This window comes from Mycobacterium fragae (assembly GCF_002102185.1).
Taxonomy (GTDB): domain Bacteria; phylum Actinomycetota; class Actinomycetes; order Mycobacteriales; family Mycobacteriaceae; genus Mycobacterium; species Mycobacterium fragae.
Map to the genome: position 1 here is coordinate 19,826 of NZ_LQOW01000028.1, position 26,477 is coordinate 46,302.

The window sequence follows — 26,477 nt, forward strand, 5'->3', positions numbered from 1 at the left end:
CTCTATTGATCGGTGTCGTCGCGGCGGTGTAGTTCATGCGCCACCAACTTCTCGATTGCCACGTCGAGATCGTGCGCCGTCGGTACCTCCGCGGAGGGGGTGTAGCCCGCCGCGACGATCTCACCGCGGACTTCCAGGACTGCCTTGAGATACGAGACGTCCGCGGTCAGCAAGATGCCTTGCGCCAAGGTTTCCGCGTCGGTGTTCATCGCGGCCTCGCTCAGCGTGACGCTGTGCATATACCCGCCCCGGCAGGACCGAACGAGAATGTGTCCGCTCGGATGCACGGTGTCGAACGCGGGATCGGCTTCTGTCATTGACTGTCGTCACGGATACGTTCGAACTTGGCGGCAGATTCCGAATCGTGCTGCTCCCACATGGCGGCCGATGTTGTCAGGTGGTGGGCAAGCTCCGCGTGGCTGTCGGCCTGTTCTTCGTAGCACTGCCGACGTTGCTCGAGCAGTTCGCGTCCGGCCTCTCGCAGTTCGCCGAAGATCGGGCCCAGCGAATCCAGGCTTTCTTGGATCTCGTGATGCGACGACTGGACCGTCCGTAGGTAGTCGGATGTCTCCTGGTGGTGGCCGGCGGCTTGCCGCAGGTTGTCGGGCACCACGTGAATTCGATCTGCCATCCGCTGTCTCCTGTTGATCTGCCGGCGAGCCGCCGGATTCCTTAACTATGGTCTGCCGGTGCTCGCCGGCCGGGTGGGCGCGGGCGGGTCCGTCCTGGCCGGTGCGACCGGTGCGACCGGCGCAGGCGGGTGCTCCCAGCCTAGGAAGCTGGGCCCGCTCACGGTGGAAATGTGCTGGATCTGACCGTTCAGCAGCGCACGGCTTTCACGGAGGGCAAGCGCGTGACGATCGGTGAACATGCCGATGTCTCCGGGCACGACATTCGACGGGTCCACGGGGTCGGTCACCGCGGTCCCCGGCGGCGGGATGGTGATTCCCTGCTGGCGGAAGGCATCTGCGATGGGCGCGCCGCCCGCCGCGGCCTGGATGGCTTCGGCGAGCTGGGGGTTGGCAGCAGTCACCGTTTCGCCGTTCGGCAGGGTGATCGTGGTTGGGCCACTCGCGGGCGGTTGTACACTGGCAGCTTGCGGTTCGGCGTCCTCGTGGTCTGGCGGGTCATCGCTTTCGGTGTCGGGGGACGGCCGGTCGCGCGGATCGTCCGATTCCAGCAGCGCGTCATCAGGTTCTCTCGGCGACCGGGGCTCAGCGCCTGACAATGGCCCGGGCAGTGGAAACCCGGTCGGCATCGCCCCGGGCAGCGCTGCCCCGCCCGGAACCGCTCCCCCACCAAATGAGGGGATGCTCGGCATCGGCGCCGGCCCCGCTGTCGGCGCCGTCTGCGCCGTCTGCGCCGGCATGTCCTCAGGTAGCAAGCCGGAATCTTCGCCGAGCAGCGGATCGGGGTATGGATCCATTGCGGGTTCGGGGGGTGCCGTCCGAGGTTGGCCGACGGCCGTGGCCGGCGAGCCTGCCGGTCCGGCTATCGACGGGTGGCGTTCACCGGTGTCCTCGTCCGCGGGCTTGGCGGCACTGTAGAGAGATGTCCACGCGGCCATCAGTGCCGACTTCGATGTGTCGTCAAGGCTCGCCGTGGCGACCACGGCGCGGATATCCCTGAGCTTGCCGACCAGGAACCGCTGGAAGTCCCGCGCCCCGGCCGGGGTGTCCAGATCGGATCGCGTTCTCACCGCCGCCTCGATATCCTGCTGCAGACCGTTCAGCGCTTCCCTGCCCTCGGCGGTCTTTTGGTGCGCATTGAGCACTGCGTCGATCACTTGCAGATCGAGCTGCGCGGTTGCTGAGTTCTGCTGTGCCAGAGCGGCTTCGGCGTCCCTGATTGCGTCGGCTGCCTCGCCCTCCTGATGATCGGAGACACACCCGCCACTTGGGCGTGACGGGAAAAGCATTTCCCCGGTCGTCGGGTTGAACAGATCGGGATGTTGTCGGCGGATCCTGCCAAGCAGCCCGTCGAGTTGTTGTGGACTTGCCGCGAAGATCGTCACCACATCCGTCGCGTCTTGCGGCGTCAGCCCGCTCAGCCACGCTTTCGGGTCGCCCGTGCATTGCTTGACGTGCTCGATCGCGACGAGCACGTCGTTAGGCGTTGCCATTGCTCAGGCGAGCGACGACGCGTAGCTGTGCGGCCCCAACATGCTGGCGACAGTAGCCAGGTGGGTCATACTCGACAATTCACCGACGACTGGCCTGTCAGGCGTTAGCCGGCCGAGGCGGTATAGCGCGGCAGCACCTCTTCCAAGGCTGCTTTTTTGGCGCCGTCGAGCTCGTGGGCGTGTGCCACGACGGCGATGATTTCACGTTGCTTGGCGATCAGGAACTTCTGAAACTCGCGCGCCCCCAACGGGGTATCGACGGCCATGAGGGCCTGGTTCTCGACAGCGCGGTCGATTTCGGCGGCGATGGCATCGAGGCGCCTGCGGCCCTCAACCGTTGCAGCATGCGCGCTGACGAGTGCCTCGGTGATGATACGGTCGGCCTCGGCGGCGGCACCGTGTTGCTTCGATAGCGCGGCCTGCTTGGCCTGGATCGCACCGATCGAGAGCCCGGCCTGGTCCGTCATGGCTTGACCGTACTCAGGCGCTCGGCGCTCAACAACCATTCCTGTCACCCCAAGGGACGTCGGATCTGCACGTTTCCGCCCAGCGGGCTGATCCGCACCGTCGCGCCGGCATGGGGCGCCTCGACGACCAGGTTGTTGCCGATGGCCATCTGTACATGTCCCGCGTTGGGGAAGACGAGGTCGCCCGGGCGCACCTGTGAGCGCGGAACCGCAATTCCGTCGTAGATCTGCTGATAAGTGGTGCGGTCCAAGTGAATTCCCGCCCGCGCGTAAGACCACTGGGTCAGTCCCGAACAATCGAACCGGTCAGGTCCGGTTGCTCCCCACATATAGGGCTTGCCCAGCCGCGATAGCGCCGCCCGCACGGCGATACCGGCACGGCTGCTCGCCGGCGGTAGTCGCAGCCCGGCCACCCGTGCGCGGCGCCGCGAACGGCGGTAGCGCAATGCCCGCAACAGCGCCCGATGTCGTCGGGACTGCTGACGCGCCGATACAACATGGCCGCGTTGAGCGCGTAACCGTGTCACCCGACGGCGGATCGCCTCACGCTGCGCCATCGGGGTGTCCGGTATCGCGGTATCCGCGCGGGCCTCGTCGAGAACGCTTTTCGTCAGCCTGCGGGCGGTGGAGTGGTCCTGGCGAGCGTGCGCGAGGATCGTCGCGACCGCATCATCTGTCGTCGCGGCCGATCGCAGGGCTTCGCGGCTGTGTCCGACTGACTGCCGATAAAGCCCATGTCCCCCACCGGTATTCAGCCCCGCCGCTCGCTGCAGCAATCGATCTACGTGCGCAGTGTCGGCGTTCAGGGTTGGCTCGCGAGTATCGGCCGCGAACAGTTCATGCGCTCGCGTCAACGCGTCCAGTTCAGTTCCGCTCACTGCCCTCCCCCAAGCCGGTCTCGTCACTAGCGTCGGTGGATTCGACCATCTCCGCGAAAGCACGCACGCGCGGAAGCGCTCCCGGCGGGATGACGCCTCGATTGCGGATATCCCACAGCTCCTCGACGGTGACACCGAGCAGAGCGGCGATGACCGGCTCGGGTAGCGATGACTGTGCGCAGGCTCGGTCGAATTGGGCACCCAGGCTCAAAGGCATGCGGTTGAGGAGAGCGCTGCGCGTGGTCTCCAACGCCTCCAGGTGTTGCATCAGCCGTCCTGCAGAATCCGCGCCGGCATTGACCGCGACCCGCCAGGAGCTGGCGGCCAGCATCTCCGCCTTCACGCATTGGTCGATCACAGAAAGAATATACGACTCATATTCGTTTGATGTCGCCTCAGGTAACCGTTCGATCACCGAGTTCAGCGCCGCCAGCTGGGCTCCGGCGTATCCCTCCAGCACGTCAGCGTCGCTGTGGCGATCCACCACGATCGCACCCGAGTGCCGGGCGGGCGGCTGCTGCGCAGGCGTCACCGCGGTCAGGCGCGCCAGTTCGGCCTCGGGATCAGCGGCGACAACCAGTCGCGAATAGGTGCCAGGCGGCAAGCCTAGCCCATTCTCAACCTTCTGAACTGTGCTTTTGTGTGGCTTGCGGGCGCCTCGCTCCAAGTAGCTCAGACCCATGATGCTCACGCCGGTCGCGGCGGCGAGGTCGGCCAGCGACCAGTCCCTTGCTTCGCGCAGCGCCCGGATCGCCGCTCCCGCCGCTTCGCGGCTCACCGCAGCGCTCCGGCCATATTCGGATACTACACAGACCTGGCCATATCCTTTGGTATATACGATTCTGTCACGTTTCTCTTGCCTAAGGGCCGCCATCTCGTATACGCTTTTGCCTACGTTTTGAGCCCAGCGGAGGCGGACAGATGGCACATCCCTGCGCGGTCAACCCAGAATTGTGGTTTGGCTATGCCGACGACGACGGCGGCGATGGAGCCGCCAAGGCGCGCGCCTATGAGCAGTCGGCCACTGAGGCGCGACTGCTTTGCCTGCGCCGGTGCCCGCTGGCCCAGCAGCGGCTGTGCGCGCAATACGCGGTGGAGAACCGCGAAGAATATGGCGTCTGGGCGGGTGTCAAGCTGCCCGGCGGCCAATACCGCAAGCGGCAACAGTTGGCTCGCGCTCACGAAACCTTGCGCCGGATTGCCCGCGGCGAGATCAATTCGAGGCAGTTGCCCGACAATGCAGCCCTGCTGGCCCGGCGTGAGGGCGAGGCCGTCGCAGTCACCGCCACGGTGTTTCACCTGCCGGTCCGCCAGGCCGGGCCGAGATCGGCGGCCTGACTACCCGCAGCCGTTTGGTTGGATCGGTCGACAGGGGGTACTAACAACCTCAGTCGACTCAACGGGGATCCATGGGCTTTGATCTGACGCCGACGGCGGCACAACACGATCTTGCGCGGCGCACGCACGATTTCGCCGAATCCGTGATACGTCCGGTTGCCCTCGAATACGACCAGCGTCAGGAGTTCCCGTGGCCGGTGCTCGAGGAAGCGGCCGAGCGCGGTTTCTACAGTCCGCTGTTCTACCGTGACCTCATCGGTGACCCCACGGGCCTCACCTTGCCGATGTTCATGGAAGAGCTGTTTTGGGGTTGCGCGGGAATCGGTTTGGCGATCGTGATGCCGGCGTTGGCGCTCTCGGCTATCGGGCAGGCCGCGTCCCCGGAGCAGATGCTGGAATGGGCGCCGGAATGTTTCGGAACACCCGGCGACCTCAAGCTGGCCGCGCTGGCCATTTCCGAGCCCGAGGGCGGCAGCGATGTTCGCAATCTGCGGACCCGGGCCAAGCGCGACGGTGACGACTGGGTTATCGACGGTCACAAGATGTGGATCGGCAATGGCGGTATCGCCAATGTCCACGTGGTCAACGCCGTCGTCGACGAGGAGCTCGGCCACCGGGGTCAGGCGTTGTTCATTGTTCCGGGGGGCACTCCCGGTTTGGAGCTCGTACGCAAACTCGACAAATTGGGCTGTCGCGCGTCGCACACCGCGGAATTGCGGTTTGACGGGGTGCGGGTTCCGGGAGCCAATCTGCTTGGCGGGCAAGAAAAGCTCGAACACAAACTGGCCAAAGCGCGAGAAGCCCTCGCCGGTGGAAAACGTTCGGGCTCAGCAACGTTGGGTACCTTCGAGCAGACTCGCCCGATGGTCGCGGCTCAAGCGATCGGTATCGCGCGCGCCGCGCTGGAATATGCCACCGCCTATGCCACCCGCCGGGAGGCATTCGGTGGGCCGATAATCGACAACCAAGGCATCGCGTTTCCATTGGCGGAGCTGGCCACTCAGATCGATGCAGCACGGCTGCTGACGTGGCGGGCGTCTTGGATGGCGGCCCAGGGGATCCCGTTCGAGCGCGGCGAGGGTTCGATGTCGAAGATGGCCGCCAGCGAGGTCGCTGTCAGAGCCACTGAGCGGGCCATCCAGACCATGGGCGGTTGGGGCTACATCACCGATCACCCGGTGGAGAAGTGGTATCGAGATGCCAAGCTGTACACAATATTTGAGGGAACCAGTGAAATTCAGCGGATTGTCATATCTCAGGCGCTGGGCGCGTCTGAAGGCGGTCCGCCGCTGCACGTCGAGATCGAGCCGTCCGGCGGACCGCTGAACCGGATGTTCGGCCGCGGCACTCCCATCAGGGCTCGCGCAGCGAGTGCGGCGCTGACCGTGCAAGACCGGCTTCCCGAACCGGTGAAGCGGGTCGCCATGAAAGTATTGCGGCCCCCGCGCAAATGAACGAACATCCGACCGCCGTACCGAAAGGATGCAGATGACCACGGACAAGACCGGCGCCGAAACCATCGTCAGGGCAGAAGACGGCAAGTACACCATCGGCGTCGAGGGCCAGACGGTCGGGCTCACTGCCGTCGCGGACCGGGGCAACCAGCGGGTTTTCTACCACACCGAAGTCGACGACCAGTTCGAGGGACGCGGGTTGGCGACCATCCTGGTGCGGGAAGCTCTCGAGGCCACCCGCCAGGACGGCAAACGTGTTGTCGCGGTCTGCCAGCTGGTCGCCGCGTTCCTCAAGAGGCACCCGGAGTTCAGCGACATCACCGACCCGGCCACGCCCGAAATCCTGCAGTGGGCGCAGACGCTCTCGTCTCATTAGTCCCCGAGTAACGGATCCTCGCCGAGAAGTAGGTTAGGTTCGGCGGCGTGGTGCTGCGCGCGGGGACGGTGATCTCGGGTTACCGCATCGAAAAGGTACTGGGTTCCGGAGGCATGGGAACCGTGTATCTGGCCGCGAACCCGGTGCTGCCGCGCCGCGACGCCCTGAAAGTCCTCAGCTCGGAGCTTTCGCAGGACCCGGCGTTTCGCGCCCGGTTTCTTCGCGAGGCCGACCTGGCCGCCACCCTGGATCACCCCAACGTCGTCACTGTTTACACCCGCGGTGAATCGGAGGAGGGCCAGCTGTGGATCGCCATGCAGTACGTGGCCGGCAGCGACGCGTCCAAGGAGCTCGACGAAGGTCGGATGACCCCCAAGAGGGCGGTGCGTATCGTCGGCGAGGTCGCCAAGGCGCTGGATTATGCGCACCGCCGCAAGCTGATCCATCGTGATGTCAAACCGGCGAACTTCCTGCTGTCCCCCGATGACGAGCGAATTTTCCTGGCGGACTTCGGGATTGCGCGCGCCCTCGACGACAGCGTCGGTCTGACCGCGACAGGAACGGTGATGACGACCGTTGCGTACGCCGCACCGGAGACGTTGGGCAGCGGACACGTCGATGGACGCGCGGACATCTACGCGCTGGCCTGTTCGCTGTACCGGATGCTGACCGGGTATCCGGTGTTCGCGTCGGCGGGCGGCATGGCCGCTTTGATGGCGGCTCATTTGACGCAACCGCCCCCGCGGGTGACCGATCGCGCCAAGCACCTGCCCCCAGCCATCGACGCGGTGGTGGCCAGGGCGATGGCGAAAAATCCCGATGACCGTTACCAGAGTGCCCGCGACTTCGCCGAAGCCGCCGCCGCGGCACTCGAGGAGAGTGTCACCGTCCCGGTGAGCCAAGCTCCTGCCCCACCACCGGCGCCGCCGGCACCACCTCGGTGGGCACCGCCACCGCAGACACCGCCGCCCAGCCGTCAGAGCCCCGCCTATCCGGGCGGCCAGTTCGGCGGACCGCCTCCGATTCCAAGTGAGCGCTCGCCCGAGCAGCCCCGTCCCATGGGCCCCCCGCAGCATTTCCCTCCAACACAGAAACCCGACGCTAAGCGCAGCGCCGGGCCCCCGCAGCGCGGTCGACGGCGTGGGTGGATCGCGGCGGCCATCGCCGGGGTTGTGCTCATCGCCGCCGGATCCATCGCGGCGGTCATGTGGGGTGGCGGCTCCAGCCCGGGCTATCAGCCTCAGTCGTTCAGTCATGTGCATGGAACCACTCAGATCAACGCGGAGCCGCATGTGGTGGCCGCGGTCGGACCCGGTGACGGCGACGCGGTGCTGTCGCTGGGCGTGCAGCCGGTTGTGATGACCGCGCCGGGCGGCAAGCTGGCCAGCTGGGAGCAGCAACTTGTCACCGGCGGGGTCAAGGTGGTCCCCGCTGTGGACAGCGCCGCGATTGAGGCGGCGAAACCTGACGTCATCATCGACACCGGCACCATCAACGACGCCGCCTACAACGCCTTGGCGGCGATCGCCCCCACCATCACCCGCCCATCCGACAGCACCGGATCGGCATGGACTTGGCAGAACCAGCTGACCTGGATAGGGCGCATCATCGGCCGCGAGGACAAAGCAAAACAGCTCATCGACACCGCCGGTAGCCAGCAAGATGATCTGCGCAACCAGCATCCGGCGTTCAACGGCAAGACGATCGCGGTGGTCAACGTGAGCGACAACGGTGTCACCGCCACGCTGCTCGGCGCGCCGGTCACCGGCTACCTCGAGGGTCTGGGCTTTCGCTACAGCGACAAACTGAAGAGCACCGACGCCGACGCCGGGGGCGTGCGGCCCATGCCGGACAACGATCTGTATTCGCTCAACACCGACGTGATGGTCGCGGTGCGCACGGACAAGGCCGCCGGCGGCGGTGGATACAACGGGTTACCTCAACCACTCACCTTGTATCGGGGCGCGATGGTCATCGTCGACGACCCGAATCTCATTGCAGCGCTGAACACCAGCAGCTACCCGGCGACCGAATACCTCAACTCGAATTTCGTCACCGCCCTCGCCGCGCAGGTCCACTGAAAAACCCCGACGTGGCGGCCTGCTGGGTCCGACTATCGTTTTTCGCATGGGTAAGCACCGCATTCGGGTCCTACGTGCGGGACTTGCCACGGTTTTTGCGACGGCGTTGCTCGGTTGCACCTCGACCGTGAACGGTGTCGCGGTCATGGCGACGCAGCCCGCGGACGCCGATGGTGTCGTGGTGGCGCTGCTGGACACCGGCAAGTATCCGACGACGGCCAGCCACCCGGTCGGCACTGCCGGTAGCGAGTCGTCAGGCGCTCTGTTGGAAGCCCAGCGGATGGCCGAGTATGTGGTCGGCCCCTGGGAGGTCAACGCGAAGCTACGCGAGTCAAACTTTGCCTCTACCCAGGCGGCCCCAGACGTCGACTTGCTGAAGATCGCGCTCGAAGAGCTTCTGCCGGGGCCGGTTCTCGACATCGCGGCGGCGCACGGGATCATCACCACGTTTGCCACCTCCCGTTATTCGCACGGCTCCCAGTCGGCTCTGACGAATGTCGTGATGCGGTTCCCCGACCCGGGTGCCGCGGCGGCGGCCAGCGCCGAGATGGCAGCCAAAAATGCTCAAATCGAGGACCCGCCGCGATCTCCGATTGCCATCGAGAACTACCCCGAGGCGGCCGCATCGGCTCATGACGCGCTCGGTGAAAAAACCGTCGTCGATAGTTTCACCGCCTGGGGCCCATACGTCCTGTATCAGGACGCGCAGTCCAGAAAGTCAAGCGCGCCCGACTTGGCTCCCGAAGCCGCGCTGCTGGTCGAGTTCGTCCTCGGCCATCAAGAAAAACTCCTCGACCAGTTCGCAGCCACCGATCCGGCGAAGCTGGCCAATCTTCCGCTCGACCCGACGGGAAAGCTGTTGGCCCGCACCTTGCCGACGTCGGACCTCGATGCTGCCTTCGTCGCCGGTGTGTGGCAGCCGCGCGCGTGGTTGCACTTTGAAGACGACCCGATCGCGGCAGCGGCCTGGTATGCCGCAGCCGGTGTCGAGGCGGTGGCGAAGGGTTTGACGACGGTGTATCAAACCCATAACCCCGGTGGCGCCGCCCGCCTCGCGCAGCAACTCGCGTCAAACCCCGGTCCCGGGGTCAAGCCCACTACCGGGGTGCCCGGCCTGCCCACGGCTAAATGCTTTAGCCGGCAACACGTGGCGGCCGCGCCGACCACTCGGGAAATGGGGGCCCGCTTCAAATGCGTCGCGCACGCGGATCGCTACACCTTTATCGCCTACTCCGACAAGGAGAAAGACGTCAAACAGCAGACCGCCGCCCAATACCGGATTCTCGCGGGCAAATAGGAGAGCACACAACAATGCGCAAACTGTTGGGCCGGACGCTCGGCACGGCGCAAGCTGCGGTGTCTGCGCTCATGGTGCTGGGCTGCACCGCCACGGTGGCCGGCGCGCCAGTGAAGGCGCCCGATCGCGCCGATGCCGACGGTGCCGTCGTCGCGTTGCTTGACACCGGTACCTATCCGACCGCGGCAGGTCCCCCGTTTGGCACCGCGGGCCGGGTGAACGGCGCCCTGATGGAGGCTCACCGGATCGGCGTAGACGTGGCCGGCCCATGGCAAGCCGATCCGGCATTTCACCAGCGTGGACCGGTGGTCGACACGACCATTACCGGGCCGTTCCCCGAGGCGCGGCTGCTGGCGCAGAACCGTGTGCTGCCGGACCCCATCGCCGACATAGCCGCGGCGCACGGTTTCATCGCCGGCTTTTCCAGCATGCGCACTGCGGGACCGACAAAGGCTTTGCTCAATGTGGTGCTGCGGTTTCCCGACGTCGATTCTGCCGGGGCAGCGGCGCGCGAGATGTCGGACAAATATCCAGATGTCAACCCGCGGCGGGTGCCGCTTGACGGCCACCCCGAGGCAATTACAACGCTCGACGATATTGCAGGCGGCGACGTCATCGCATCGAGCTTCACCCCGCGCGGCGCATTCGTGCTATTCCAAGCGGTACACATCTCCGACCGCACCGAGACGGCTGCAGCCCCTCGACTCATCGGATTGGCGCTGGACAAGCAGGAGCCGTTGATCGACCGGTTTAAACCGACCGACCCCGCGAAGCTTGCCGACCTCCCGAAGGACTTCACCGGGCACCTGTTGGCCCGCACGCTATGGGCACCGGACAACAGCGGACCCTTCATCGTCGGGGTTTGGGAGCCCACCGCTTGGCTGCACTTCGAAGACGACCCGATCAAGGCGGCGGGCCTCTTCAGGTCCGCAGGCGTCGATGCAGTGGCGCAACGGATGACCACCGTCTATCAAGCACGCGACACGACCGGGGCCGCACAAGTGGTCGAACAACTCGCTGCCGACATGCGCGCATCGGACGGCGTTCATCCCATCACGGGGATCACGGGTCTACCGCGAGCTCAATGCTTCGCCCGAAAAAAGACGCTCAGCGAGCCAAACCCGCCGCCCTCCTGGCAGCGGGTGGTGTGGCCGTTCAAGTGCGTAGCACGAGCGGATCGGTATGCCTTCACCGCGTTCTCCGCCGACGAGAAAGACGTCAAGCAGCAGATGGCCGCGCAGTACCGCATCCTGGCCGGCAAGTAGTACTTCGAAAATTTGGTGGGCGAAGGGGGACTTGAACCCCCACGTCCCGAAGGACACTGGCACCTGAAGCCAGCGCGTCTGCCATTCCGCCACTCGCCCTAGACAACCGGTGGAGACTACCACTGTAATAGCCGCCGTCCCCAACGGGCGCCGATGCCCCGGCAGCGGTCCCGGTCGTCCAGCCCGCTGGGTCGACCTGCACCGATGTGATTCTCAGAGTTCTGCAGGTGCCACAGCGCTGTGCTGGACCGATACCATGTTTGAGTAGGACACGCTTGGTGCGACACGCCGGTGGACCGTCCGCCGTGCCGGGATACGGAAAGACGAGTGAGGCGAGCGCTGGACATGAACAGCCAGAAGGGGCTAGTTCAACGCATCGAGCGCAAACTTGAGGCCACCGTCCAGGACGCTTTTGCGCGGGTGTTCGGGGGATCGATCGTTCCGCAAGAAGTGGAAGCCATGCTGCGCCGGGAGGCGGCCGACGGTGTCCGGTCCCTTCAGGGCGATCGGCTTTTGGCTCCCAACGAATACATCATTACCCTCGGTATGCACGACTATCAGAATGTGGGCGCCGATTCAGATCTGACGTCGGACGCCTTTGCTAAACACTTAGCCGGATACATCGGCGAACAGGGGTGGCAAACGTATGGTGATGTGGTTGTGCGGTTCGAGCAGTCATCGAACCTGCATACCGGCCAGTTCCGCACCCGCGGTGCTGTCAACCCCGATATCGAGCCCCGCCCGACCGCTATCGACGTCGCCCCGCCAGAATCAGAATATGCGTTTAGCGCAGAACCAGGAGTACCACCGATGACTGAGAATTCGAGCTATCGCGGCGGCCAGGGGCAGGGGCGGCCCGGCGACGATTACTACGACGAGCGCTACGGGCGTCAGCAAGACGATCCACGCGGTGGCCAGGAGCCGCGGGGACCATACCCGCCGGAACCAGGTGGCTATCCCGACCAACGGGGTTACCCGGAACAAGGCGGCTACCCCGACCAAGGCGGCTACCCCGACCAACGGGGGGGCTACCCCGACCAACGGGGCTACCCGGAACAAGGCGGCTACCCCGACCAAGGCGGCTACCCCGACCAGCGGGGGGGCTACCCCGACCAACGGGGGGGCTACCCCGAGCAGGGCGGCTACCCGCCCTACGAACAGCGGCCGGGCGGCGGATACGGCGGCGGATCAGGTTACGACGCGGGTTATCGCCAGGGCGGTGGCTATGGTCAACCGGGCCAGGGCTACGGCGAATACGACTACGGCCGGGGGCCGGCTCGCCCCGACGAGGGAGGCTACGGCGCACCCGAGCAGCGCGCGCCCTACCCCGACCAGGGCGGCGGCTACGAGCAGGGCTACCAGGGCGGCGGATACGGCCGACAGGACTACGGTCAAGGCTCCGATTACACCCGCTACGGCGACTCGCCCGCTGCGACGTACGCGGCTCCCGGCGGGTACGCCGAGCCGGCGGCGCCCGATTACGACTACGGCCAGTCGGCGGCGCCCGGCGGGTATGGCGACTACGGGCAGAGCGGTTACGGGGCCTCCGGTGCAACCGTCACCTTGCAACTCGACGACGGCAGCGGGCGCACCTACCAGTTGCGCGAAGGCACCAACATCGTCGGGCGAGGACAGGATGCTCAGTTCCGGTTGCCGGACACCGGCGTGTCGCGTCGCCACCTTGAAATCCGTTGGGATGGACAAGTCGCGCTACTCTCCGACCTCAACTCCACCAATGGCACCACCGTCAACAACGCCCCTGTGCAGGAGTGGCAGTTGGCCGACGGCGATGTCATCCGGCTGGGGCACTCGGAGATCATCGTCCACATCCGCTGAGCGCGGTCGGCGAAGCTATCCAGCTTCACACCGTGGTGGCCGCCGTCCAAGTATCGTGACGTTGCCGATGTGCTCGGTATCACCGGCGCGACGGGTACGGACGCCAGCACGGACCAAGACGGAGGGGCCGCCAGATGCAGGGACTGGTTCTGCAGCTGACGCGCGCCGGTTTCTTGATGCTGCTATGGCTGTTCATCTGGTCGGTGCTGAGAATCCTGCGGACCGACATCTATGCCCCGACCGGCGCGGTCATGGTGCGGCGGGGTTTGCCGTTGCGCGGCACCCTACTGCCGTCGCGGCAGCGGCGAGACGCCGCACGCTATCTGGTGGTGACGGAGGGCGCTCTAAGCGGTGCCCGCATCACCTTGAGCGGCCAGCCGGTGCTGATCGGACGCGCCGATGACTCCACGCTGGTGCTCACCGACGATTACGCCTCGACACGGCACGCGCGGCTTTCCCAGCGAGGCTCGGAATGGTATGTCGAAGATCTAGGATCGACCAACGGCACATACCTTGACAGGGCAAAGGTGACGACGGCGGTACGAGTTCCCATTGGCACGCCGGTTCGTATCGGCAAAACGGTAATCGAGTTGCGGCCGTGACCCTGGTCTTGCGCTATGCAGCCCGCAGCGATGTCGGCCTGGTCCGGTCCAACAACGAAGATTCGGTGTATGCCGGCGCGCGGCTGTTGGCCCTGGCCGACGGGATGGGCGGCCACGCCGCCGGCGAGGTCGCTTCCCAGTTGGTGATCGCCGCGTTGGCCCATCTCGACGACGATGAGCCGGGGGGCGACCTGCTCGCCAAGCTGGACGCCGCGGTGCGAGCCGGCAATTCGGCCATAGCCGCACAGGTCGAGATGGAACCCGACCTCGAGGGAATGGGCACCACGCTTACGGCAATCCTGTTCGCAGGCAACCGACTTGGGTTGGTACACATCGGCGACTCCCGCGGCTACCTGCTGCGCGACGGTGAGCTGACCCAGATCACCAAGGACGACACATTTGTCCAGACGTTGGTCGACGAAGGGCGGATCACCCGGGAAGAGGCGCACAGCCATCCGCAGCGATCGTTGATCATGCGAGCGCTGACCGGCCATGAGGTCGAGCCCACGTTGAGCATGCGGGAAGTGCGCTCCGGAGACCGCTACCTGCTTTGCTCGGACGGGCTCTCCGACCCGGTCAGCGACGAGACCATCCTCGAGGCGCTGAAAATTCCCGACGTCACCGACAGTGCTGACCGCCTCATCGAACTGGCGCTGCGCGGCGGCGGCCCCGACAACGTGACCGTTGTAGTGGCCGACGTCGTCGACGAGAACTACGGGCCGACCCAGCCGATCATCGCCGGCGCGGTATCCGGCGACGACGATCAACTGACCGCACCCAACACCGCCGCTGGCCGCGCATCGGCCATCAGCCCGCGGAAAAGTGTCGTCAAACGTGTTCTGCCGCAAGCGGATAGCTTCACCCGGCCACGGCGCTCCCGGCGACGCATAATAATCGGCCTGGCGCTGCTCGCATTGCTGGCGCTCGCCGGGCTGGCCATCGGCCGCACGATCGTCCGCAACTACTACTACGTAGCCGACAACAACGGCGTGGTAACCATCATGCAGGGCATCCAGGCATCGATCCTGGGTATGCACCTGCACCAGCCCTACTCCCAGGGCTGCATCAACAACCGCAACGAATTATCGGTGATCCGCTACGGCCAGCCGGGCGGTACCCACAACTGTCAGCCGATGAAGCTGTCGGACCTGGCCGAGTCGGCCCGCGCACAGGTGGCCGCGGGCCTGCCGGTGGGCACACTCGAGCAGGCCAACGCCCAGCTGCGCAGATTGGCAACCGAATCGCTGCTGCCGGTGTGCCCATCCGCTCACGCGAAATCGCCAGCGCCCAAACCACATCCCCCGCCGACCACAAGCCGCAAACCAGAACCGCCCCTTCCTGGAGTGCCCCCACCGCGAGCACCGACGAAATCCGCACCCACCCACACCTCAATCCCCCCATCGTCACCCCAGCCGGGCGTCGAATGCCGAGCGGCGGCATGACGACACAGCCGCAGCCGGCGGTCTCGGTGACACCGCCGCTGCCGACTCGGCGCAATGCCGAACTGCTCCTGTTGTGCTTCGCCGCAATGATCACCACAGCAGCGTTGGCTATCGTGCAGGCAGACCAGGACCGCCGTTTGAGTTGGGACCTGCTCGATTACGCGGCAGGGTTCCTGGTGTTGTTCGCCGGAGCGCATCTGGCCATCAGACGCTTTGCGCCGTATGCGGATCCACTGCTACTGCCGGTGGTGGCGCTACTCAACGGTCTGGGGTTGGTGATGATTCATCGACTCGACCTCGCCGAGCGCTTCGCCGGTGGCGGCGCACGCGCAGTCGCACACCCGCAAGTGCTGTGGACGCTGGTGGGGGTGGCCGCCTTCGCTTTGGTGGTGGCGTTACTGAAGGACCATCGACAACTCGCCCGCTACGGCTACATCAGCGGGTTGGCCGGCCTGGTGATATTGGCGATCCCGGCGCTGCTGCCACTGTCGTTCTCCGAGCAGAACGGCGCCAAGATCTGGATTCGGTTGCCAGGCTTCTCAATTCAGCCTGCCGAGTTTTCCAAGATCCTGTTGCTTATTTTCTTTTCGGCGGTGCTGGTGGCCAAACGGGGCCTATTCACCAGTGCCGGCAAGCATTTCCTCGGTATGGACCTGCCCCGCCCGCGTGACCTCGCGCCGCTGCTGGCGGCCTGGGTGATCTCGGTCGGCGTAATGATCTTCGAGAAAGACCTGGGGACTTCGCTGCTGCTGTACGCGTCGTTTCTGGTTGTCGTCTACCTGGCCACCCAGCGGTTCAGTTGGGTGGTCATCGGTCTGGCGTTATTCGCGCTGGGAAGCGTTGCGGCGTATTTCGCTTTCGGTCATGTCCGCGTGCGAGTGCAGACCTGGCTCGATCCGTTCGCGGACCCGGAGGGCAGCGGCTATCAGATGGTGCAGTCGCTGTTCAGCTTTGCTACCGGCGGTATTTTCGGCACCGGGCTGGGCAATGGGCAACCGGACACCGTGCCGGCCGCGTCGACGGACTTCATCATCGCCGCATTCGGTGAAGAGCTCGGCCTGGTCGGATTGGCCGGCCTGCTGATGCTCTACACCATCGTCATCATCCGTGGCATGCGCACCGCGATCGCGGTGCGTGACAGCTTCGGCAAACTGCTCGCCGCGGGTCTGGCCTCCACGCTGGCCATCCAGCTGTTCATCGTGGTCGGCGGGGTGACCAAGCTCATTCCGCTGACCGGGCTGACCACCCCCTGGATGTCCTACGGCGGCTCGTCGCTGCTGGCCAACTATGTGCTGCTGGCCATTCTGGTGCGCATCTCGCATGCCGCGCGGCGTCCATTCCGCACCCGGTCGCGCAATATCTCGTCGATCGCGGCGGCCAAGACCGAGGTGATCGAGCGGGTATGAACGCCTCCCTGCGCCGAATCTCGGTGACCGTGATGGCGATGATCGTGCTGCTGCTGTTCAACGCCACGCTCACCCAGGTTTTCACCGCCGACGGGTTGCGTGCCGACCCCCGCAACCAGCGTGTCCTGCTCGACGAGTACTCGCGCCAACGCGGTCAGATCACCGCCGGGGGACAGCTGTTGGCCTATTCGGTGGCCACCGACAGCCGCTTCCGTTTCCTGCGGGTGTATCCCAACGCCGCGGCCTATGCACCGGCCACCGGCTTCTATTCGCTGCGCTACTCCAGCACCGGGCTCGAACACGCCGAAGACCCGGTGCTCAACGGCTCTGATCCGCGGCTGTTCGGTCGTCGGCTGGCCGATTTCTTCACCGGCCGCGATCCGCGTGGAGGCAACGTGGACACCACGATCAATCCGCGCGCGCAGCAGGCCGCCTGGGATGGCATGCAGCAGGGCTGCAACGGACCGTGCAAGGGTGCGGTCGTCGCACTGGAACCGTCCACCGGCAAGGTGCTGGCGCTGGTGTCGTCGCCGTCGTATGACCCCAATCTGCTCGCGTCGCACGACACCGAGCAGCAGTCACAAACCTGGCAGCGATTGCGCGACGACCCCAACTCGCCGTTGACCAACCGCGCGATCTCCGAAACGTACCCGCCCGGCTCGACATTCAAGGTGATCACCACCGCGGCCGCGCTTCAGGCCGGGGCCACCGAAAACGAGCAGTTGACCGCGGCGCCGACGATTCCGCTGCCCGACAGCACGGCCACACTGGAGAACTACGGTGGCACGCCGTGCATCAGCGCAGACACCGTGTCCCTGCGCGAGGCGTTCGCCCGGTCGTGCAACACCGCGTTCGTCGAATTGGGGTTGAGCACCGGCGCCGAGGCCCTGCGCAACACCGCGCAGTCGTTCGGCCTGGACGTGGCCCCCGACCCGATGCCGCTGCAGGTCGCAGAATCCACCGTTGGGGCGATCCCGGATGCCGCCGCGCTGGGAATGTCCAGCATCGGCCAGAAGGATGTCGCGCTCACGCCGCTGGAGAACGCGATGGTCGCCGCGACCATCGCCAATGCGGGCGTCACCATGCAGCCCTACCTGGTCGATAGCCTGCAGGGGCCCGACCTGGCTAACATCAGCACCACCGCGCCGCACGAACAGCGCCGTGCGGTGTCCCCGCAGGTCGCAGCTAAGCTAACAGAGTTGATGGTCGGCGCCGAGCAAGTCACACAGCAGAAAGGGGCCATCCCCGGCGTGCAGATCGCATCCAAGACCGGTACCGCAGAGCACGGCACCGACCCGCGTAACACCCCACCGCACGCGTGGTACATCGCGTTCGCGCCTGCGCAGACCCCGAAGGTCGCCGTCGCGGTGCTGGTGGAGGATGGCGCCGACCGCCTGTCCGCGACCGGCGGCGCGCTCGCCGCGCCGATCGGGCGGGCGGTGATCGAGGCCGCGCTGCAGGGAGGACCATGAGCCCGCGAGTAGGTGTGACGCTGTCTGGCCGGTATCGCCTGCAGCGCCTCATCGCCACCGGCGGCATGGGCCAGGTGTGGGAGGCGGTCGATAACCGGCTGGGCCGGCGCGTCGCGGTCAAAGTGCTCAAGAGCGAGTTCTCCACTGACCCGGAATTCATCGAGCGGTTCCGCGTTGAGGCGCGCACCACCGCGATGCTCAATCACCCCGGGATCGCCAGCGTGCACGACTATGGCGAAACCCAGATGAACGGCGAGGGCCGCACCGCCTACCTGGTCATGGAGCTGGTCAACGGGGAACCGCTGAACTCGGTGCTCAAACGCACCGGCAAGCTTTCGCTGCGGCACGCGCTGGACATGCTCGAGCAGACCGGGCGCGCGTTGCAGGTGGCGCACGCCGCCGGGCTGGTCCACCGCGACGTCAAGCCCGGCAACATCTTGATCACCCCGACCGGCCAGGTGAAGATCACCGACTTCGGTATCGCGAAGGCCGTCGACGCCGCACCGGTGACCCAGACCGGCATGGTGATGGGCACCGCCCAATACATCGCACCCGAGCAGGCTCTCGGTCACGACGCGACACCGGCGAGCGACGTCTATTCGTTGGGAGTTGTTGGCTACGAATCGGTTTCGGGTAAGCGGCCGTTCACCGGTGACGGTGCCCTGACGGTGGCGATGAAGCACATCAAAGAGCCTCCGCCGCCGCTGCCATCCGAGCTGCCACCGAACGTGCGTGAACTCATCGAGATGACGCTCGTCAAAAACCCGGGCATGCGTTACCGCAGTGGCGGACCGTTCGCCGACGCCGTCGCCGCGGTCCGCGCCGGACGCCGGCCACCGCGGCCCGACCAGGCGGCGACGCCCGGACGGGCCACCCCGGCCTCGATTCCATCCGGGGCACAAGCGCGGGCGTCAGCCAACCCCACCGGGCGGGCTGCAGCTGCACGCCGGGCCCGTCCCACGACGGGCGGTCAGCGCACGCCACCGCCGCGGCGCACCTTCTCGTCCGGCCAGCGTGCGTTGCTGTGGGCGGCCGGGGTGCTGGGCGCGTTGGCGATCATCATCGCGGTCCTGATCGTGATGAACTCCCACGACAACTCCCAGCCGCAACCGTCGGCGCCGACCGTCACCGATACCGGGACAGCGCCCAGCAAGGCCGGCTCGCCTCCTGCACAGCCGTCCAATTGGACGGATCGATCGGTAACGGGTAATCCTGGACGGCAAAGCCAACAGCCGCGGGCCGCCACGCTGGTTTACCACCATGCGTCGCTGCCCCGACACGAGACACCGCGATGACCACCCCGCAACACCTGTCCGACCGCTACGAACTGGGTGAGATCCTCGGCTTCGGCGGCATGTCCGAGGTCCACCTGGCCCGCGACGTCCGGTTACACCGCGACGTTGCGGTCAAGGTGCTGCGCGCCGACCTGGCCCGTGACCCCAGCTTTTACCTGCGCTTTCGTCGTGAGGCGCAAAACGCCGCCGCGCTGAACCACCCGGCGATCGTCGCGGTGTACGACACGGGTGAGGCCGAAACGGCGGCCGGCCCGCTGCCCTACATCGTGATGGAGTACGTCAACGGCGTCACCTTGCGTGACATCGTCCACACCGACGGGCCGATGCCGCCGAAGCGCGCCATCGAGGTCATCGCCGACGCGTGCCAAGCGTTGAACTTCTCGCACCAGCACGGCATCATCCACCGCGACGTCAAGCCGGCGAACATCATGATCAGCACGACAAACGCGGTCAAGGTGATGGACTTCGGCATCGCCCGGGCGATCGCCGACAGCGGCAACAGCGTCACACAGACCGCGGCGGTGATCGGTACGGCGCAATACCTTTCGCCCGAGCAAGCTCGCGGCGATGCGGTCGACGCCCGTTCCGACGTCTACTCGCTGGGCTGTGTTCTTTACGAAATCCTCACCGGCGAACCACCTTTCATCGGTGACTCGCCGGTGGCTGTGGCCTATCAGCATGTGCGAGAAGACCCCATTCCGCCGTCGCAACGACACGAGGGCATCTCTCCCGAACTGGATGCCGTTGTGCTCAAGGCATTGGCCAAAAACCCCGACAACCGCTACCAGACCGCCGCGGAGATGCGCGCCGATCTGGTCCGGGTGCACAACGGTGAGCAGCCGGAGGCACCCAAGGTCCTCACCGCGGCGGAGCGCAAATCGATGCTGGCTTCGGCACATTCGAGCGACTCGGCCGGACCGCAGACCGATCCGCTGCCACGCCAGGAACTCGACTTCGCTCGTGAGCGCGGCCCCGGGTCGGTGAGCCGCTGGCTCATCGCGGTCGCGGCGTTGGCAGTGCTGACCGTCATCGTCACGATCGTCATCAATACGTTCGGCGGCGGCATGCGCAACGTGCAAGTGCCCGACGTGCGGGGCCAGGCGTCCGCCGATGCGATCGCCGCGCTGCAAAACCGCGGCTTCAAGACACGCACCCAGCAGAAGCCAGACTCGACGGTTCCGCCCGACCACGTCATCGGCACCGATCCGGGCGCCAACTCCTCGGTGGGTGCGGGCGATCAGATCACGGTCAACGTCTCCACCGGGCCCGAGCAGCGCGAGGTGCCCGACGTTTCCAACCTGAGCTATGCCGCCGCGGTGCGCAAACTGAAGTCGGCCGGGTTCGGCCGTTTCAAGCAGGTCCACTCGCCGTCGACGCCGGAGATGAAAGATAAGGTCATCGCGACCAGCCCGCCCGCCAACCAGACGTTCGGGATCACCAACGAGATCACTGTCATCGTCGGCTCGGGTCCGGCGACCAAGAAGATTCCCGACGTTGCACACCAGACAGCCGAGGAGGCGGAGAAGTCCCTCACCCTGAGCGGTTTCACCAAGGTGAACCGCGTTGCGGTGGACAGCACCGCCCCCGCAGGTCAGGTGATAGCCACCAATCCCGCGGCGCAGACCGAGGTTCCGGTGGATTCGGTGATCGAGATCCAGGTGTCCAAGGGGAACCAGTTCGTGATGCCGGACCTGTCGGGGATGTTCTGGACCGATGCCGAACCCCGGTTACGCGCGCTGGGCTGGACGGGCGCGCTGGACAAAGGTCCCGACGTCGACGCCGGTGGCGCCCAGTCCCACCGGGTCGTCTATCAGAGCCCGCCGGCGGGGGCTGGTTGCAACCGCGACGGGATCATCACGCTGAAGTTCGGTCAATAGCCGCCGGGGCTGACGCCTTCAGGACCTCACTTTCCAGCCGGCGCACGAGCGCGTCGTCTTGGACCTGACCGCAGCAGGCCAGCCAGTTGGCCAGCATCCGATGGCCGCCCTCGGTGAGGATCGACTCGGGGTGGAACTGGACGCCGTGGATGGGTAGTTCGACGTGGCGCACACCCATGATCACCCCGCTACGGGTACGGGCAGTGACCTCGAGCTCGGCAGGCAAGGTCTCCGGCAGGATTGTCAGCGAGTGATAGCGCGTCGCGGTGAACGGATCCGGAAGCCCTTGCAGCACACCCGCATTCGTGTGGAAGACGCTGCTTGTTTTGCCGTGCAGCAACTCCGGAGCCCGGTCGACGGTGGCGCCGAAGGCGACGCCGATGGCCTGGTGCCCCAGGCAGACGCCGAGCAACGGGGTGCGTGCCGCCGCGCAGGCGCGCACCAGGTCGACCGACGCGCCGGCCCGCTCGGGTGTTCCGGGGCCGGGGCTGAGCAGGATCCCGTCGAACTCCTCGGCGATCGCGGCGTGATCCGAAAGCCGTGCGTCGTCGTTGCGCCACACCTTCGCCTCGGCGGCCAGCTGGCCGAGGTACTGCACCAGGTTGAAGACGAAGCTGTCGTAGTTGTCGACGACCAAGATCCGCATCGTGCCAGGTTACCGATCGAATGCCACCGGCGCGGGGTCGGCCAACCGGTCCACGATGTCGGCCAGCCCGGCGAAGCCGGGGGCGGCAGCTATTTCGGCGGCTATCCGGCGGCTGGCTTGTCGGTAGCGCGGCTCGCTCAGCACGGCAAGAATGTCGCGGCGCAGCGCGCGCGGCGAGGGGTGCTCACTTCTGATGCGCCGCCCGACGCCTGACCACGCGACGCGGGCACCCACCTCTGGCTTGTCTTCCTTGCCGCCGGTGGCGACGATCGGCACGCCATAGCGTAATGCATACTGCACGCCGCCGTAGCCGCCGTTGGTCACGTAAACCGAAGTGCGCGGGAGCAATTCGTCATACGGCAGATACATCGCTGCGCGGGCATTGGCCGGCAGTGGGGGCAGTCCGTCCAGTGGGCGATTACCCGTCGCGACGACGACCTGGACATCCTCATCGGCGAGCGCACTCAAGGTGGGCGCGATGGCTTGGCTGTAGTCCCTATTGGCAACGGTGCCTTGGGTGACATGCACGACGGGCCGCGCGCCGTCGAGGTCGCCCCACCAATCCGGGAGCGGCGCTTGCGAACCGGTGGCGGATAGCGGCCCAGCGAAGAATAGGTTCGCGGGCGCATCGGATAGGGGATATTCAAAGGACGGCACAGTGAATTGCACTAGCGCGTCAGCCCGGCGGCACCACTCGGGAGGGGTGCCGGGCATGTCCGTGCCGTGCACCTGACGGTACAGGTGATGGACGATCTGGCTCGGTCCCCGGAGTATCCGACGATTCAATGCGGCCAGCGCGGCGTTGCGCTCACGATTCAGAACTCGGATGGGCGCCAATCCCATGCCGAACGGAGCAATGTCGCGACTGTACAGAGGCAGCGGGCCCACCGAGCACATCGCAATCGCAGGGCGTGATGCCCGTGGGTGCCCGAGCATGAATGCGGCACCAAGAAATAGCGGTTCGGCGAGCACCACGTCGGCAGGTTGGGCCGCCAAAGCGGCTGTGAGCGTGTCGTATTGAGCTTTGGCAGGACGGAAAAACACATTTTCCATATCGAAGGCAACGGCTTTGACGCCCTTCAGCTTCGCCCGCTCAGGAAAGGTTGCGAGCAGATCGAAGTCGAAGTCCGCTTCGGCGGCGAGTGGTACGAAGGTGGCGCCGGTGGCCGCGACCTTGTCGGCGAACGAAGTGCCGGTAACGAAGCGCACGTCGTCACCGCGGTCGACGAACTTCTCGGCAACCGAAAGCAGCGGCATGACATGTCCATGCGCAGGGATGCTAGCCAGGATGATCGATGACACTGCGCACCCCCAGGCTCGCTGTTAGTTCCGCAATGGTAGTATTCATTACTATGCCACCGGAGTCAATATCCAAGCGCCCACGGGCGTACCGGTCCGAGTTGCGTCAGCAGCAGGCGGAGCAGACGCGGTCGCGGATACTCGCGGCAGCCGCCGACCTCTTTGCCGCGGAAGGCTATGCGCGCACCACGTTGGCGAAAATCGCTGCCGCCGCTGGTGTTTCGGTAGAAACTGTTCAGGGCCAGGGGCCGAAGGCTGCCCTGCTGATCGCCGCGGCCGAGTTCGCCGGAGTGGGCGTGAGTGGGGAAGAAAGCATATTGAACCTGGAATTCGGCCGCCAGCTCGTCAAGATCAACGATCCCGGCCAGGCGCTCGATGTTGCCGCCGCGGCAGTCACCGACATCCATAAGGGGTCCGCGAAATTAACGCCCGCGCTGTTGGGCGGCGCCAACTCCGACCCGGAGCTGGACCGGTACCTGGACGAGTTCATAGCCGGGCTCAACAAACAATTCCGGCGAATCTCCGAGGTTTTCCGCAGCCGCGGCTGGCTTCGTGACGATGTCCCGTTCGACGAACTGGTCGAAACCTGCACTGTGCTCTGCAGCGCCGAGACCTATTACCGCATGACCCACCGCGACGGGTGGAGCACCGATGCCTACCAGGCGTGGGTTCGGCGGATGCTCGCCGAGACGGTTTTCGCTGCGGGACAAGTCAATAGCTGACCGGCCCGGCCGGCTGGGCGAAATGCATCCGCGCCGGCTCCGTGTACCCGGTGACCCGGACGTCCGGCATGGCTTGCTCGGTGTAGCCCAGGCCGAACCGCACCACGTACTGCTTGTAGAGCGTCACCAGGGGAGCGGCGGCCAGTGCAGCCTGCAGGGCCGGGGCGTCGCCGATCGCGGTGATCGTGTACGGCGGACTGTACGTTCGTCCGTTGAGCAGCAACGTGTTTCCGACGCAGCGCGGCGCAACATCGCCGCCAGCGCGGTATTCGAAGACCGGCCATGGGTGGAGTCGATCGTGTGGGCCAGTCGATCGCGTTCGGCGCTCAGCTGGTCGACGTCGGCCTGTTCCTGGCGAACCAGGTCCACCAAGCGCGGCGCGTCGCTGCGCCGGATCTCGCCGCCACCCGAGACACCGTGGGTGGCCCCCAGCAGCAACCCGGCGAGCAGGCACACCAACGGCACCCCGACCCGCCACGGCGAGCGGCGTCTGCGGGCGCCGCCGCCGGCGGAGGCGGGGGAGCTCCCCATCGGCCTCTCCGTTCGTTCCTGGTGGGTGCGTTAGGCTCGTCGTTGCACCCGCCCTGAATACCGTAGTCTCCGAGGCATCCCCGAGGTAGAAATGCCCAAGTCGAAAGTCCGCAAGAAGAGCGACTTCACCGTGAGCGCGGTGAGCCGTACACCGGTCAAGGTCAAGGCCGGGCCGTCCAGTGTGTGGTTCGTCGCGCTGTTCGTCGGCTTGATGCTGATCGGCCTGGTCTGGCTGATGGTGTTCCAACTGGCGGCCACCGGCCCGGACGCCCCGTCGGCGCTGAACTGGATGGCGGAGCTCGGGCCGTGGAACTATGCCATCGCGTTTGCTTTCATGATCACCGGTCTGTTGCTCACAATGCGGTGGCGGTAGCAGTTATCGGCGCCGTGATGAATTCATCTGGGGCCTCGGGCGTTACTGGGCTGGCAACTTCGTGCTTACTGGATCACACGCTTGTGATTCATCCCCATTGTTGATAGCGCTTGTGGATAACCGGATCGGCAATGGTAGGACGATCTAGGGATAGCGTGCAGCAAACACAATGGGCGCCGCCTAATGCCGGAATCGCAGGTTGCGGCCTCGCCGGCGTTGTGATGGCTATCGCATGTGTGACCTTGATCACAGACCTTCCTGGCAGGATATTGACAGGCATTGCCGCGGCGGGTCTGATCTTGTTTGCAAGCGTCAGTTGGCGCGCGCGCCCGAAACTGGCAATCACCTCCGACGGCCTGGTCGTTCGCGGATGGTTGCGAACGCAGCTATTGCGCCGACCCGATATCAAGGTCATCCGGATTACCGAGTTCCGCCGAATCGGGCGCAAAATGCGCCTGCTCGAGATCGACACGGCCGACGATCGGCTGCTGGTCCTGTCCCGTTGGGATCTCGGCACCGACCCGCTCGAGGTGCTCGACGCGCTTACCGCAGCCGGCTACGCCGGCTCCTGATCCGTCAGGAAATGGTGATCGACTCGATGACGACGGGCTCCGTCGGCCGATCGCTCTGATCGGTGGGGGTGGTGGCGATGGCGTCGACGACCTTCTGCGACCCCTCGTCGACGACCTCACCGAAGATCGTGTGCCGCCGGTTCAGGTGCGGGGTCTTGCCCACGGTGATGAAGAACTGTGACCCGTTGGTGCCCGGGCCCGCGTTTGCCATCGCCAGCAGGTAGGGCTTGTCGAACTGCAATTCGGGGTGGAATTCGTCGGCGAACTTGTAGCCCGGGCCCCCGCGGCCGGTACCCGTCGGGTCGCCGCCCTGGATCATGAAGCCGCTGATGACCCGGTGGAAGACCGCGCCGTCGTAGAACGGCCCCGAAGTGCCGCCGGAAGCGTTCTCGGTCGAGTACTCCTTGGTGCCCTGGGCCAGGCCCACGAAGTTGGCGACGGTTTTGGGCGCGTGGTTTCCGAAAAGTGCGATCTTGATGTCGCCGCGGTTGGTGTGCAGTGTGGCAGTGGCAGTCTGAATCGGGCTGTTAGTCACGGGATCACAGTCTGCCATCACTTGCGGGGCGGCCCGACATCCGGTGCCCGGTCGTGCAGACAGTGCAGCTATTGGCCCCGTTCGCATCGCGATAGTGGCAATGTGGGAGGCCGGTGTGCACGACGAGCACGGTCGGCAGAAAGGCGGCAGATGAGCGTGACGACGAAGTCCCGGTTGACCCCACGTCAGAGACTGAGCCGAGGGCTGGCGTACACGGCGGTGGGGCCGGTCGACGTTACCCGCGGCCTTGTCGGATTGGGCGTCGATTCCGCGCAGGCCGGTGCGGCGAATCTTCGCCGCCGCTATCGCGAGGGCCGGCTGGCTCAGGATCTGCAGGCCGCGCAAGAGACGATCGCGCAGGAACTGGCCGCCGCGCAGGACGTGGTCAGCGGCTTACCGGAGGCGCTTCAGAAGGCGCGTCGCTCCCAGCGTCGCAGCAAGCGCCCGTGGGTGATTGCGGGCGTGGCCGCGCTGGTCCTCGGTGGCGGTGCGGTCGCGTTCTCGGTGATCCGCCGCTCGTCACGCCCGGAGCCGTCGCCGCGGCCGCCGAGCGTCGACGTCCAACAGCGGCCATAGCCTTCCGGCGTATCG

At 65.9% G+C, this 26,477-nt stretch carries 26 protein-coding genes, 1 tRNA gene and 1 pseudogene; 17 read left to right on the plus strand and 11 right to left on the minus strand.

The genetic code is table 11. From position 1 onward, the window contains the following. Positions 1-2 precede the first annotated feature (2 nt). The 6 genes from AWC06_RS16850 to AWC06_RS16875 all read right to left on the minus strand — a co-directional run bounded on the left by AWC06_RS16850 (position 3) and on the right by AWC06_RS16875 (position 4,245). Positions 3-317, minus strand: a complete 315-nt coding sequence (locus AWC06_RS16850; RefSeq protein ID WP_085199161.1) for a DUF2694 family protein — start codon at positions 315-317, stop codon at positions 3-5. Further along, a complete protein-coding gene (locus tag AWC06_RS16855; RefSeq protein WP_085199162.1) occupies positions 314-631 on the minus strand; it encodes an ESX-1 secretion-associated protein in 318 nt (105 codons plus the stop codon). Before AWC06_RS16855 ends, AWC06_RS16850 begins: the two co-directional genes overlap by 4 nt. Before the next feature lie 45 nt (positions 632-676). Beyond that, positions 677-2,122, minus strand: a complete 1,446-nt coding sequence (locus AWC06_RS16860) for a DUF4226 domain-containing protein (RefSeq protein WP_085199163.1) — start codon at positions 2,120-2,122, stop codon at positions 677-679. 104 nt (positions 2,123-2,226) lie between these two features. Then, positions 2,227-2,589 (minus strand): DUF4226 domain-containing protein, encoded by a 363-nt coding sequence (locus AWC06_RS16865; protein ID WP_085199164.1) that lies wholly within the window; start codon positions 2,587-2,589, stop codon positions 2,227-2,229. A gap of 44 nt (positions 2,590-2,633) precedes the next feature. Continuing rightward, the gene (locus AWC06_RS16870; RefSeq protein WP_085199165.1) at positions 2,634-3,467 is read right to left on the minus strand and encodes a C40 family peptidase; all 834 of its coding nucleotides are present in this window, start codon (positions 3,465-3,467) and stop codon (positions 2,634-2,636) included. Next, a complete protein-coding gene (locus tag AWC06_RS16875) occupies positions 3,454-4,245 on the minus strand; it encodes a helix-turn-helix domain-containing protein (RefSeq protein ID WP_085199166.1) in 792 nt (263 codons plus the stop codon). The genes AWC06_RS16870 and AWC06_RS16875 overlap by 14 nt, the downstream gene beginning before the upstream one ends. 143 nt (positions 4,246-4,388) lie before the next feature. Between AWC06_RS16875 and AWC06_RS16880 the strand changes: the two genes are divergently transcribed. From AWC06_RS16880 to AWC06_RS16905, 6 genes are all read left to right on the plus strand, one after another. Further along, a complete protein-coding gene (locus tag AWC06_RS16880) occupies positions 4,389-4,805 on the plus strand; it encodes a WhiB family transcriptional regulator (protein WP_085199167.1) in 417 nt (138 codons plus the stop codon). A 71-nt stretch (positions 4,806-4,876) separates the two neighbouring features. After that, the gene (locus tag AWC06_RS16885) at positions 4,877-6,259 is read left to right on the plus strand and encodes an acyl-CoA dehydrogenase family protein (protein ID WP_085199168.1); all 1,383 of its coding nucleotides are present in this window, start codon (positions 4,877-4,879) and stop codon (positions 6,257-6,259) included. Between the two features lie 34 nt (positions 6,260-6,293). Further along, complete coding sequence (locus AWC06_RS16890) at positions 6,294-6,635, plus strand: GNAT family N-acetyltransferase (RefSeq protein WP_085199423.1); 342 nt, start codon at positions 6,294-6,296, stop codon at positions 6,633-6,635. Positions 6,636-6,682: 47 nt separating this feature from the next. After that, positions 6,683-8,716, plus strand: coding sequence for a serine/threonine-protein kinase (locus AWC06_RS16895; protein WP_085199169.1), 2,034 nt, complete (start codon positions 6,683-6,685; stop codon positions 8,714-8,716). Between the two features lie 46 nt (positions 8,717-8,762). Next, a complete protein-coding gene (locus AWC06_RS16900; protein WP_085199170.1) occupies positions 8,763-10,013 on the plus strand; it encodes a DUF7373 family lipoprotein in 1,251 nt (416 codons plus the stop codon). 14 nt (positions 10,014-10,027) lie between these two features. Next, positions 10,028-11,278, plus strand: a complete 1,251-nt coding sequence (locus AWC06_RS16905) for a DUF7373 family lipoprotein (RefSeq protein WP_085199171.1) — start codon at positions 10,028-10,030, stop codon at positions 11,276-11,278. Between the two features lie 13 nt (positions 11,279-11,291). Here the strand turns inward: AWC06_RS16905 and AWC06_RS16910 are convergent. After that, positions 11,292-11,377: transfer RNA gene (locus AWC06_RS16910), tRNA-Leu, on the minus strand. A gap of 246 nt (positions 11,378-11,623) precedes the next feature. Between AWC06_RS16910 and AWC06_RS16915 the strand changes: the two genes are divergently transcribed. The 7 genes from AWC06_RS16915 to pknB all read left to right on the plus strand — a co-directional run bounded on the left by AWC06_RS16915 (position 11,624) and on the right by pknB (position 21,208). After that, positions 11,624-13,114 (plus strand): FhaA domain-containing protein, encoded by a 1,491-nt coding sequence (locus tag AWC06_RS16915; protein WP_085199172.1) that lies wholly within the window; start codon positions 11,624-11,626, stop codon positions 13,112-13,114. Between the two features lie 134 nt (positions 13,115-13,248). Further along, positions 13,249-13,716, plus strand: a complete 468-nt coding sequence (locus AWC06_RS16920; RefSeq protein ID WP_085199173.1) for an FHA domain-containing protein FhaB/FipA — start codon at positions 13,249-13,251, stop codon at positions 13,714-13,716. Next, positions 13,713-15,158, plus strand: a complete 1,446-nt coding sequence (locus tag AWC06_RS16925) for a PP2C family protein-serine/threonine phosphatase (RefSeq protein WP_085199174.1) — start codon at positions 13,713-13,715, stop codon at positions 15,156-15,158. Before AWC06_RS16920 ends, AWC06_RS16925 begins: the two co-directional genes overlap by 4 nt. Continuing rightward, a complete protein-coding gene (locus tag AWC06_RS16930) occupies positions 15,155-16,564 on the plus strand; it encodes an FtsW/RodA/SpoVE family cell cycle protein (protein ID WP_085199424.1) in 1,410 nt (469 codons plus the stop codon). The genes AWC06_RS16925 and AWC06_RS16930 overlap by 4 nt, the downstream gene beginning before the upstream one ends. Then, the gene (pbpA, locus tag AWC06_RS16935) at positions 16,561-18,036 is read left to right on the plus strand and encodes a D,D-transpeptidase PbpA (RefSeq protein ID WP_085199175.1); all 1,476 of its coding nucleotides are present in this window, start codon (positions 16,561-16,563) and stop codon (positions 18,034-18,036) included. The genes AWC06_RS16930 and pbpA overlap by 4 nt, the downstream gene beginning before the upstream one ends. Beyond that, a complete protein-coding gene (locus AWC06_RS16940) occupies positions 18,033-19,331 on the plus strand; it encodes a protein kinase domain-containing protein (protein ID WP_085199176.1) in 1,299 nt (432 codons plus the stop codon). Before pbpA ends, AWC06_RS16940 begins: the two co-directional genes overlap by 4 nt. Beyond that, complete coding sequence (gene pknB, locus AWC06_RS16945) at positions 19,328-21,208, plus strand: Stk1 family PASTA domain-containing Ser/Thr kinase (RefSeq protein ID WP_085199177.1); 1,881 nt, start codon at positions 19,328-19,330, stop codon at positions 21,206-21,208. The genes AWC06_RS16940 and pknB overlap by 4 nt, the downstream gene beginning before the upstream one ends. On the opposite strand, the gene AWC06_RS16950 is transcribed toward pknB, so the two are convergent. Beyond that, positions 21,186-21,854: an aminodeoxychorismate/anthranilate synthase component II gene (locus tag AWC06_RS16950; protein ID WP_085199178.1), complete on the minus strand. Its 669-nt coding sequence runs from the start codon at positions 21,852-21,854 to the stop codon at positions 21,186-21,188. The genes pknB and AWC06_RS16950 overlap by 23 nt on opposite strands. Before the next feature lie 9 nt (positions 21,855-21,863). Then, entirely contained in the window at positions 21,864-23,111 is a 1,248-nt protein-coding gene (locus AWC06_RS16955) for a nucleotide disphospho-sugar-binding domain-containing protein (protein ID WP_211281982.1), read from the minus strand. 95 nt (positions 23,112-23,206) lie between these two features. On the opposite strand from AWC06_RS16955, the gene AWC06_RS23820 reads away from it, so the two are divergent. Beyond that, positions 23,207-23,875, plus strand: coding sequence for a TetR/AcrR family transcriptional regulator (locus AWC06_RS23820; protein WP_139820098.1), 669 nt, complete (start codon positions 23,207-23,209; stop codon positions 23,873-23,875). On the opposite strand, the pseudogene AWC06_RS16965 reads toward AWC06_RS23820, so the two are convergent. Further along, positions 23,865-24,406, minus strand: a pseudogene (locus AWC06_RS16965) (DUF881 domain-containing protein). The gene AWC06_RS23820 and the pseudogene AWC06_RS16965 overlap by 11 nt on opposite strands. A 91-nt stretch (positions 24,407-24,497) precedes the next feature. Here AWC06_RS16965 and crgA point away from each other — a divergent pair. Next, entirely contained in the window at positions 24,498-24,779 is a 282-nt protein-coding gene (gene crgA, locus AWC06_RS16970) for a cell division protein CrgA (RefSeq protein WP_085199180.1), read from the plus strand. A gap of 155 nt (positions 24,780-24,934) precedes the next feature. Further along, positions 24,935-25,351, plus strand: coding sequence for a PH domain-containing protein (locus AWC06_RS16975; protein WP_085199181.1), 417 nt, complete (start codon positions 24,935-24,937; stop codon positions 25,349-25,351). Positions 25,352-25,355: 4 nt separating this feature from the next. Here the strand turns inward: AWC06_RS16975 and AWC06_RS16980 are convergent, their stop codons facing one another. Then, positions 25,356-25,904 carry a peptidylprolyl isomerase gene (locus AWC06_RS16980; RefSeq protein WP_085199182.1) on the minus strand — a complete coding sequence of 183 codons (549 nt, stop codon included), beginning with the start codon at positions 25,902-25,904 and terminating at the stop codon, positions 25,356-25,358. 132 nt (positions 25,905-26,036) lie between these two features. Between AWC06_RS16980 and cwsA the strand changes: the two genes are divergently transcribed. Further along, on the plus strand, positions 26,037-26,462 hold the full coding sequence (gene cwsA, locus AWC06_RS16985; protein ID WP_085199183.1) for a cell wall synthesis protein CwsA: 426 nt from the start codon (positions 26,037-26,039) through the stop codon (positions 26,460-26,462). Positions 26,463-26,477 lie beyond the last annotated feature (15 nt).

Coding starts and splice junctions, on each gene's coding strand:
- AWC06_RS16850 (WP_085199161.1), bottom strand. CDS start 317: ATGACAGAAGCCGATCCCGCGTTCGACACCGTGCATCCGAGCGGACAC.
- AWC06_RS16855 (WP_085199162.1), bottom strand. CDS start 631: ATGGCAGATCGAATTCACGTGGTGCCCGACAACCTGCGGCAAGCCGCC.
- AWC06_RS16860 (WP_085199163.1), bottom strand. CDS start 2,122: ATGGCAACGCCTAACGACGTGCTCGTCGCGATCGAGCACGTCAAGCAA.
- AWC06_RS16865 (WP_085199164.1), bottom strand. CDS start 2,589: ATGACGGACCAGGCCGGGCTCTCGATCGGTGCGATCCAGGCCAAGCAG.
- AWC06_RS16880 (WP_085199167.1), top strand. CDS start 4,389: ATGGCACATCCCTGCGCGGTCAACCCAGAATTGTGGTTTGGCTATGCC.
- AWC06_RS16885 (WP_085199168.1), top strand. CDS start 4,877: ATGGGCTTTGATCTGACGCCGACGGCGGCACAACACGATCTTGCGCGG.
- AWC06_RS16890 (WP_085199423.1), top strand. CDS start 6,294: ATGACCACGGACAAGACCGGCGCCGAAACCATCGTCAGGGCAGAAGAC.
- AWC06_RS16900 (WP_085199170.1), top strand. CDS start 8,763: ATGGGTAAGCACCGCATTCGGGTCCTACGTGCGGGACTTGCCACGGTT.
- AWC06_RS16905 (WP_085199171.1), top strand. CDS start 10,028: ATGCGCAAACTGTTGGGCCGGACGCTCGGCACGGCGCAAGCTGCGGTG.
- AWC06_RS16915 (WP_085199172.1), top strand. CDS start 11,624: ATGAACAGCCAGAAGGGGCTAGTTCAACGCATCGAGCGCAAACTTGAG.
- AWC06_RS16920 (WP_085199173.1), top strand. CDS start 13,249: ATGCAGGGACTGGTTCTGCAGCTGACGCGCGCCGGTTTCTTGATGCTG.
- AWC06_RS16930 (WP_085199424.1), top strand. CDS start 15,155: ATGACGACACAGCCGCAGCCGGCGGTCTCGGTGACACCGCCGCTGCCG.
- pbpA (WP_085199175.1), top strand. CDS start 16,561: ATGAACGCCTCCCTGCGCCGAATCTCGGTGACCGTGATGGCGATGATC.
- AWC06_RS16940 (WP_085199176.1), top strand. CDS start 18,033: ATGAGCCCGCGAGTAGGTGTGACGCTGTCTGGCCGGTATCGCCTGCAG.
- pknB (WP_085199177.1), top strand. CDS start 19,328: ATGACCACCCCGCAACACCTGTCCGACCGCTACGAACTGGGTGAGATC.
- AWC06_RS16950 (WP_085199178.1), bottom strand. CDS start 21,854: ATGCGGATCTTGGTCGTCGACAACTACGACAGCTTCGTCTTCAACCTG.
- AWC06_RS16955 (WP_211281982.1), bottom strand. CDS start 23,111: ATGCCGCTGCTTTCGGTTGCCGAGAAGTTCGTCGACCGCGGTGACGAC.
- AWC06_RS23820 (WP_139820098.1), top strand. CDS start 23,207: ATGCCACCGGAGTCAATATCCAAGCGCCCACGGGCGTACCGGTCCGAG.
- crgA (WP_085199180.1), top strand. CDS start 24,498: ATGCCCAAGTCGAAAGTCCGCAAGAAGAGCGACTTCACCGTGAGCGCG.
- AWC06_RS16980 (WP_085199182.1), bottom strand. CDS start 25,904: ATGGCAGACTGTGATCCCGTGACTAACAGCCCGATTCAGACTGCCACT.
- cwsA (WP_085199183.1), top strand. CDS start 26,037: ATGAGCGTGACGACGAAGTCCCGGTTGACCCCACGTCAGAGACTGAGC.